This is a genomic window from Ruegeria sp. BHSA163 (genome assembly GCF_059613365.1).
On the sequence record NZ_JBXWSJ010000048.1, the window covers coordinates 24,820 to 32,136 of the forward strand.

Consider the following 7,317-nt stretch of genomic DNA (forward strand, 5'->3'; position numbering starts at 1 on the left):
TGTCACCGTTCGATTAGGTTGGACAGGTATTCGCCGTACCCATTCTTGGATAAAGTTTGAGCCCGTTTGGCGAGTTCTTCTCGGGAAATCCAACTTTTAAGGTAACCAATTTCCTCTGGGCATCCGGTCTGCAGACCTTGCCGATCCTGAAGGGTTCGCACAAAATTCCCTGCATCCAACAGACTGCCATGCGTGCCAGTATCCAGCCAGGCATAACCGCGTCCCATTCGCAGCAAATCCAATTGGTCTTCCGCTAAATACATCTCTAACAGACTAGTGATCTCCAGCTCTCCCCGTGCAGAGGGAATTACCTGACGCGCACGTTCCGGAGCAGTTCCATCAAGAAAATACAAACCGGTCACCGCATAGTTTGACGGCGGAATCGACGGTTTCTCGACAATAGCCCTGACGCGATCTTGATCATCAAAATCCACAACTCCATACCGTTGCGGATCATTCACGTGGTAGCCAAAAACAGTCGCCGCCAAAGACGAATTATCTGCCTTGGCTAGCAACTCTGGCAAGCCGTGGCCGAAAAATATGTTGTCGCCCAAGACCATCGCGCTCGGCGCACCGTCCAAAAATTCTTCGGCCAATATATATGCCTGGGCCAAGCCGTCGGGGGTGGGTTGAACCACATAACTCAGTGAAATTCCCCATTGGCTGCCATCCCCAAGTGCGCGTTGAAACTGAGCCTGATCCTGCGGTGTCGTAATGATGCAAATTTCGCGGATATCGCCCAACATCAGGACGCTCAGCGGATAATAGATCATCGGCTTGTCGTAAATCGGCAAAAGCTGTTTGGAAAGACCTTCGGTAATTGGGTAAAGGCGGGTACCGGAACCTCCGGCCAAAATGATACCCTTACGCTTGGTCACTGATAACATCCTTTTAGATCAATCAAAATTTCCGCCAACCCCAATTTCCAATCTGGTTGGGCAATCGACAAATCCCGCTCAGTATCCGCACAGTCCAGCCTCGAATTCAAGGGTCGGGTCGCGGGCGTCGGATAGTCTGAACTCGGAATGTCGTTGACCTGGCAGTCCAAGTTGGCCTGCCTGAAAATCTCGCGTGCGAAATCCGCCCAACTAACCGATGGCCGACCAGAAAAGTGATAGATGCCTTTTAAGTCAGGGTCCTCGCGCATTAGATGCGCAATGCGATGACACGCAATGGCTAAATCCCTTGCCGGCGTTGGGCCGCCGATCTGATCGGCCACGACATTCAGTTCGTCGAGGGTCGATCCAAGGCGCAACATTGTCTTTACAAAATTGCTACCATGCGCCGAAACAACCCACGAAGTTCGCAAAATCAACCATTGAGCATCAGTTGCGGCAACCGCTTTTTCACCGGCCAGTTTTGACCGACCATAAACGCCCAACGGGTGCGTTTTATCCTCGACACGCCATGCCGCGTGCCCGCTTCCATCAAACACGTAGTCTGTTGAAACACTCACAAACGGCACTTTCAGTTTTGCGCATGCAATAGCCATAGCCTGCGGCGCGTCGCAATTGATCGTCGTTGCCAAGTCAACTTCGCGCTCAGCGGTGTCCACGGCTGTATAGGCCGCTGCATTAATTACAGCGGCGGGTCGACTTTTCAAAATTACCGAAGCGCACATTGCGGGGTCGGAGAGATCCCCAGCCTCTCTCGACAAACATTCTGTGTCCGGAAGCGCCGCCAGTTCGCGCCCCAACTGACCCGAAGACCCAAAGACAAGAATCATTTTGCCATTCCCAACCTGTCTCCGACGCCGTGCCGATCCTGCAAAGCTTGCCACCAACCAGGATTATCCAAGTACCATTGGGCGGTCATTCGAAGACCCTGTTCCAATGTCACTGAAGGTACCCACCCCAGCTCGTCGCGAATTCTAGACGCATCAATAGCATAGCGCGCATCGTGACCCGGGCGATCAGGCACAAATGTGATCTGGTCCGAGTAACTGCCGCGGGGTAGAGGTCGCAAGTCATCCAAGATAGCGCAGAGGCTTTCGACCAATTCCAGATTGGAGCGTTCGTTGTTGCCCCCAATATTGTAGCAGCGACCGAGCAATCCCTTTTCAGCGACAAGCAACAAGGCATCCGCGTGGTCTTCGACAAAAAGCCAATCGCGTACGTTGGCACCTGTGCCGTAGATCGGTAGCGGTTTACCCGCCAGAGCATTCAAAATAACAACAGGGATTAATTTTTCTGGAAAATGATAGGGACCGTAGTTGTTACTACAATTTGTCAATACAACAGGTAGACCGTAAGTTTCATGCCAAGCTCTCACCAAGTGATCAGATGCCGCTTTTGACGCCGAATATGGGCTGCGCGGATCGTAAGGGCTATCTTCGGTGAACAGGCCCGTTTCGCCCAAACTACCAAACACTTCATCGGTTGAGATGTGATGAAACCGAAAAGTTTCAGGTTTGCCTGCCCGAGCCCAATAGGTTCGCGCAGCTTCGAGCAAACTGTAAGTCCCAGTAATATTTGTTTCTATAAACGCGTCGGGGCCATCAATGGACCTGTCCACATGGCTTTCTGCCGCCAGATGCATAACGATATCAGGCCGATGGTCCGAAATAGCCGCATTCATCGCCGCGCGGTCGCAGATGTCGGCATGAATAAATTTGTAGCAGGGACTGTCGGAAACGCTAGCCACGTTGTCTAGACACGCCGCATACGTCAGGGCATCGACATTCACCACTTCGTGCCCACGGGCTATAGCAAGACGAACAACCGCGGATCCAATGAAGCCCGCCCCGCCGGTAACCAGAAGTTTCATCGACTAGCCCTCCCAAACAAACGGGCTGTCAAAATCGCTGAGACTGGGAGCCGCAGCATCTTTTCCAGACAGGACAGGAGAGCCGTTCAGACCCCAGTCAATTCCGATCTCACCGTCATCGAAGCGGATCGCTCCGTCGCAATCAGGCGCATAATAGTCACTGCACTTATAACAAATTTCAGTATCCGGAGCGCGGGTTACAAACCCATGTAGAAACCCTCTGGGAACGAGAAGCTGCTTACCGTTCTCCTCACTCAACTCGATACCGAACCAGTTCCCGAATGTTGGGCTGCCCTTGCGAATATCGACTGCAACATCGAACAGAGCACCGCGCGCACACCGTACAAGCTTGTCCTGTGCATGCGGCGGAGACTGGAAATGCAGTCCGCGCAATGTTCCGGTCTGCCGGGACAACGAATGATTGTCCTGAACAAACTCTATTTCTATTCCATGATGTTTCAGACGTTTAAGGTTCCAACTTTCACTAAAATAACCACGTTCATCGCTAAAACGCGTCGGAGTCAGGATCAGCAGCCCTGACAGCGGCGCGGCTTCCACCTTCATCTTTAGGATCCTTCCATTAACCCATTTCTGGCAGAAATACCTAAACGCGTCCGCTGCAGCCTGCCAATCACATCTTGAATTTCTGCAACCTAAGTCGGTTTAACAAATTTCGCCATTGAATTCATCAACGCATTGAGACCAAATTTCTAAATACGGATGGAAAAACCATTTTAACCTTACGTCTCATGTTTTATCAAAGGTTCAACTTAAGGGTGCGGAAAATGCCGCCATTGGTAAACTATTTCGCATGTCGAAATTGAAAAGTACGACTTTAGGGAAAACCATAAGCGGAGACTCGCCGGACATCAGCAGCCCACCGCCCGTTTTTGACACCCGGCAACTTGACTCTGTTCCAGCAAGCCATGCATGCTTTTTGTATAAATAATAATCAACTCAATGTTTGAGGCGGGAACTCGACTGTGTTAGGCGCTTTGTGTATAGCTATCTTCTGCGGCCTTCTGGCGGGTGGTTCATTATTGCTGTCCGGGTTCGGAGGCTGGATCGCGCTAACTACTTATTCTGGTATCGGAATAGTTGTACTATTGGGCTTACTGGCCGCACGACCATTTTTTGCAAAGCCTGGTCCGCTTCAACAGATGCATGTTTTTTCCGGCTCGGAAAAATCCTGATCTAGGAACATCAGTTCCACTTCCCCAGATTTTAGTTTGAAACAAATAGAATGCACCCGAGCCTTTTCTTACCCGGGCGCTTAGATTCCTGACCTAGAGATCGAAGACTTCTACTGTCACAGTTGCCTGCGAAAAGTCGCCATCCTCATCAGCTGCCCAATAGTCGAAGCTGTCTATGCCTGTGAAGTCAGGGTTGGGGACATAAAGCAGCTGCCCGTCGTCCTGAAGATACACATTCCCGTTGGGAGTCGTGGACAATCCGTCGACGCGGATATCGTCACCGCCAACGTGTGAGTCGTTGCTTAGTACATCGATAAGAACCGCATTACCGGCACTTGTAGAAGCAAGGTCGTCGCGAGCTGTCGGCGTCACGTTGTCAAAAGAAATGATGCCGTTGTACTGAGCGCCCCCCCAATGGTTTATCGACCAGGAATTGGCAATCTCCGCATCAGTCATATCCAGCGTGATAACGTGGGCCATCTTCATCAATTGCCCGGTTGCACGATCGGCGACAAAATCTTCGATCAAAACAACATTCTGACCGGACTCAGTTTTATAGTAGCCGTCGTTCGCGATAATCGCCGCGATTTCTCCGTGCCAGTCCAAGATTTGCCTATCACCGGCAAACTCGCGGTCGCGACTACCGATCGAGTCAGTCTTTAGTCCCCGCAGGAAAAGGCTCTCGCCTTCGGACAGTACAGTGTCCGACTCCAACACGAAGCCAAGGCGACCATCTACAAGATCGTCTGATGATATGATGGAATGGCGAGATGAGTTGAAACCGACAAAGTTATTGTCGTTATCAACAAGTACAAGATCGATGAACACGTCGTCATAATCGGCGCCATCTGTGCCAAAGTGGAACTCCTGGTTCAGATCAACGCCTGTGCGGAAACCTTCCACACGCATACCATTAACTACGACATCAAAAGCGTTGCCACCAAGATTAAAACCAACGCTGCCAAAGAGCAGTTCTTCGTTTTGTGTGGCCAAAATATCGAAGTCAATTAATGTGTAATGCGAGGTGTAGGAAAGGTTCACGCCCTCCCAGGTTTCCCAATTCAGGAAACCATCCATGACCGATCGAACATCGTGATCCTGATTGGGGTTGTCTTTGATGACAATCAAGCCAACCTCAGTACCGAACGCTTCGTTGTTGTGAAATCCTTGAATTGGAGGAACATCCAGACGGATGCTATCACTGCCATAGGCAATTTCCGGTTGGTCCAGATTATCGCTTAGGGGATCTCGCGGATGCTGACGAGTCATCCAGACGTAGCCATGGGTCGTATTTGCAGCAACATTGTCTGACGCTTCAACCAACCGTCCTGCAAAGAAGAACCCCTCACCGGTTCGCCCATTGTCATGACGTTCTACTGCAGGCCCGTCCTTAACTGCCGCATCTGTATAGCCAACACCAACGACATCGATCGCGATGTTATGCGACCAAACACCTGTTTCATTACCATCCTCTGCAACGAATGCTGCACCAAAGATATCGAACGCTACGTTATCAGTGAATATCGCATGGCTGTCATGATGAGCATAACCCCAGCCCGGGGAGCCGGTAACAGAGTTACCAATTGCGATTGCAGGGTTTTCCTGATCTTCTGTTCCTGTTCTGTGGAAGTGGAACGGATAGCGCGACTGGATATTTGAATCTGACTGGACGCTGTCAAGCGAGGTAACAGAAAATGCAGGTACAGATTTGTCAGTCCGCCCCAGATCATCAAATGCAGCATAGCGAACATCAACGTCGTCCGAATGCATAAACATCGTATGCCCACGGTGATGAACCGCAGTGTCTTCGCCGTCCTCGCTTGAAAATGTAACGTTACGCGATGTATTGGCCACATAAGCGGCAAGATCGTCCCGTGGCGTGTCGTGATCATATTCCAGGGCTCGATCCAGCGTGATTACGTTGCCATTGATGGCGGTAATTACAACCTCTTCATCCTGACTGTCGAAGCGACGCATCATGTAGGCATCGTTGTCCCAGTTCCAGCCTTGCTTGTGGGTGCCAGTCAGAACGATCGTGTCTCCAACCTGCCAACCTTCAGGAACCTCACTCAGGCTAATCTGAGTGTCACCCCTCATCGGCGCATCGGACACCGCCAAAAAGCTCGTTTTCTCCGCCCCGTGAATTTCCACTTCACCGTGCGAAATAACGCCCCGAGACAAAAGCATCGGGTCCCAGCTTGTATCAATGTCGCCGTTATTCGCTATGACGATTTCTACGTCATAGTTAGCACCGATCGGGTTTTCCTCGGTACCGATTTCCAAACGACCGGTCGGAGACACTACCATAGTATCGACCAGCATTTTTGAATTCGCGTTGTGGGCAAATGACAATTCACCATCCACACGAACAGTGAACAGCGATGCATCGCTCTGCCCCGAATACAGCACTGAAATCGACTCGGGGATGACAACCTGAGCACCTGCATCGGGAATGCGTCCTTCATGCCAGGTGTTTGGATCGAACCAGTCTCCATCGCGGACTGCCACATGCGTCGCCTCTGAGCGAGGCACAAGGTCCAGAACGGCCATGTGTTCATTTGCAAGACTCGCATCGTCGCCATGCGCGTGCGATTCGGGCTGTGCCATCACAGCAGCAGCATAGTCGTCAACTTCGGCTGGGCTTGTCGGCGGAGGCACATGGCCGCCGCTGTGGCTATCGTGATCACCTGAGCCATGATCCGAGCCATCACCGTGGTCGGGTGCGCCCGTGCCAGTATCGCCTCCAGATGTATCGTCACCGCCTGAACCGTGGTCGTGATCGCCCATTCCGGTATCACCACCGGATGTGTCGTCGCCACCTGAGCCATGGTCCGATCCGTCACCGTGATCGGGTTCTCCCGTGCCAGTATCACCGCCAGACGTATCATCACCGCCTGAGCCATGGTCCGATCCGTCACCGTGGTCGTGATCACCCGTCCCGGTATCACCGCCAGACGTATCATCACCGCCTGAGCCATTGTCCATTCCATCGCCGTGGTCGGGTTCTCCCGTGCCAGTATCACCGCCAGACGTATCGTCACCGCCGGAACCTTGATCCTTTCCGTCTCCGTAATCAGGATCACCTGAACCAGTGCCAGTATCATCATAGATGACGTGATTTAGGGCGTCGCCCTGAATTACTTCACGACGGCCTTCGCTGTCCGGACCGGACCATTCAAGGGCCAGCGTCGCGTCACCATAAGCTTCGAAATACCGGATTTCGATGGCATGCATTCCAGCATCCAAGTCCAACGTAACCGACTGCTCGAGTGTTCCGTGTAATCCGTCGTTATCAATAACCGGCTGGCCGTTGATATACAAAGCAGATCCATCATCCGAACTTAGATAGAATGTGTAA

The 7,317-nt window shown here is 51.8% G+C and carries 5 protein-coding genes; all 5 read right to left on the reverse strand.

Annotated elements, in window-relative coordinates; all coding sequences use genetic code 11:
• Positions 1–2 precede the first annotated feature (2 nt).
• Positions 3–878, reverse strand: a complete 876-nt coding sequence (gene rfbA, locus AC2FNV_RS18550; RefSeq protein WP_170605348.1) for a glucose-1-phosphate thymidylyltransferase RfbA — start codon at positions 876–878, stop codon at positions 3–5.
• Positions 875–1,726, reverse strand: coding sequence for a dTDP-4-dehydrorhamnose reductase (rfbD, locus tag AC2FNV_RS18555; RefSeq protein ID WP_170605346.1), 852 nt, complete (start codon positions 1,724–1,726; stop codon positions 875–877). The genes rfbA and rfbD overlap by 4 nt, the downstream gene beginning before the upstream one ends.
• Positions 1,723–2,766: a dTDP-glucose 4,6-dehydratase gene (gene rfbB, locus AC2FNV_RS18560; protein ID WP_170605344.1), complete on the reverse strand. Its 1,044-nt coding sequence runs from the start codon at positions 2,764–2,766 to the stop codon at positions 1,723–1,725. The genes rfbD and rfbB overlap by 4 nt, the downstream gene beginning before the upstream one ends.
• A gap of 3 nt (positions 2,767–2,769) precedes the next feature.
• Complete coding sequence (rfbC, locus tag AC2FNV_RS18565) at positions 2,770–3,330, reverse strand: dTDP-4-dehydrorhamnose 3,5-epimerase (protein WP_170605342.1); 561 nt, start codon at positions 3,328–3,330, stop codon at positions 2,770–2,772.
• 722 nt (positions 3,331–4,052) lie between these two features.
• A partial coding sequence (locus AC2FNV_RS18570) for a G8 domain-containing protein (protein WP_496774101.1) occupies positions 4,053–7,317 on the reverse strand: 3,265 nt, incomplete at its 5' end.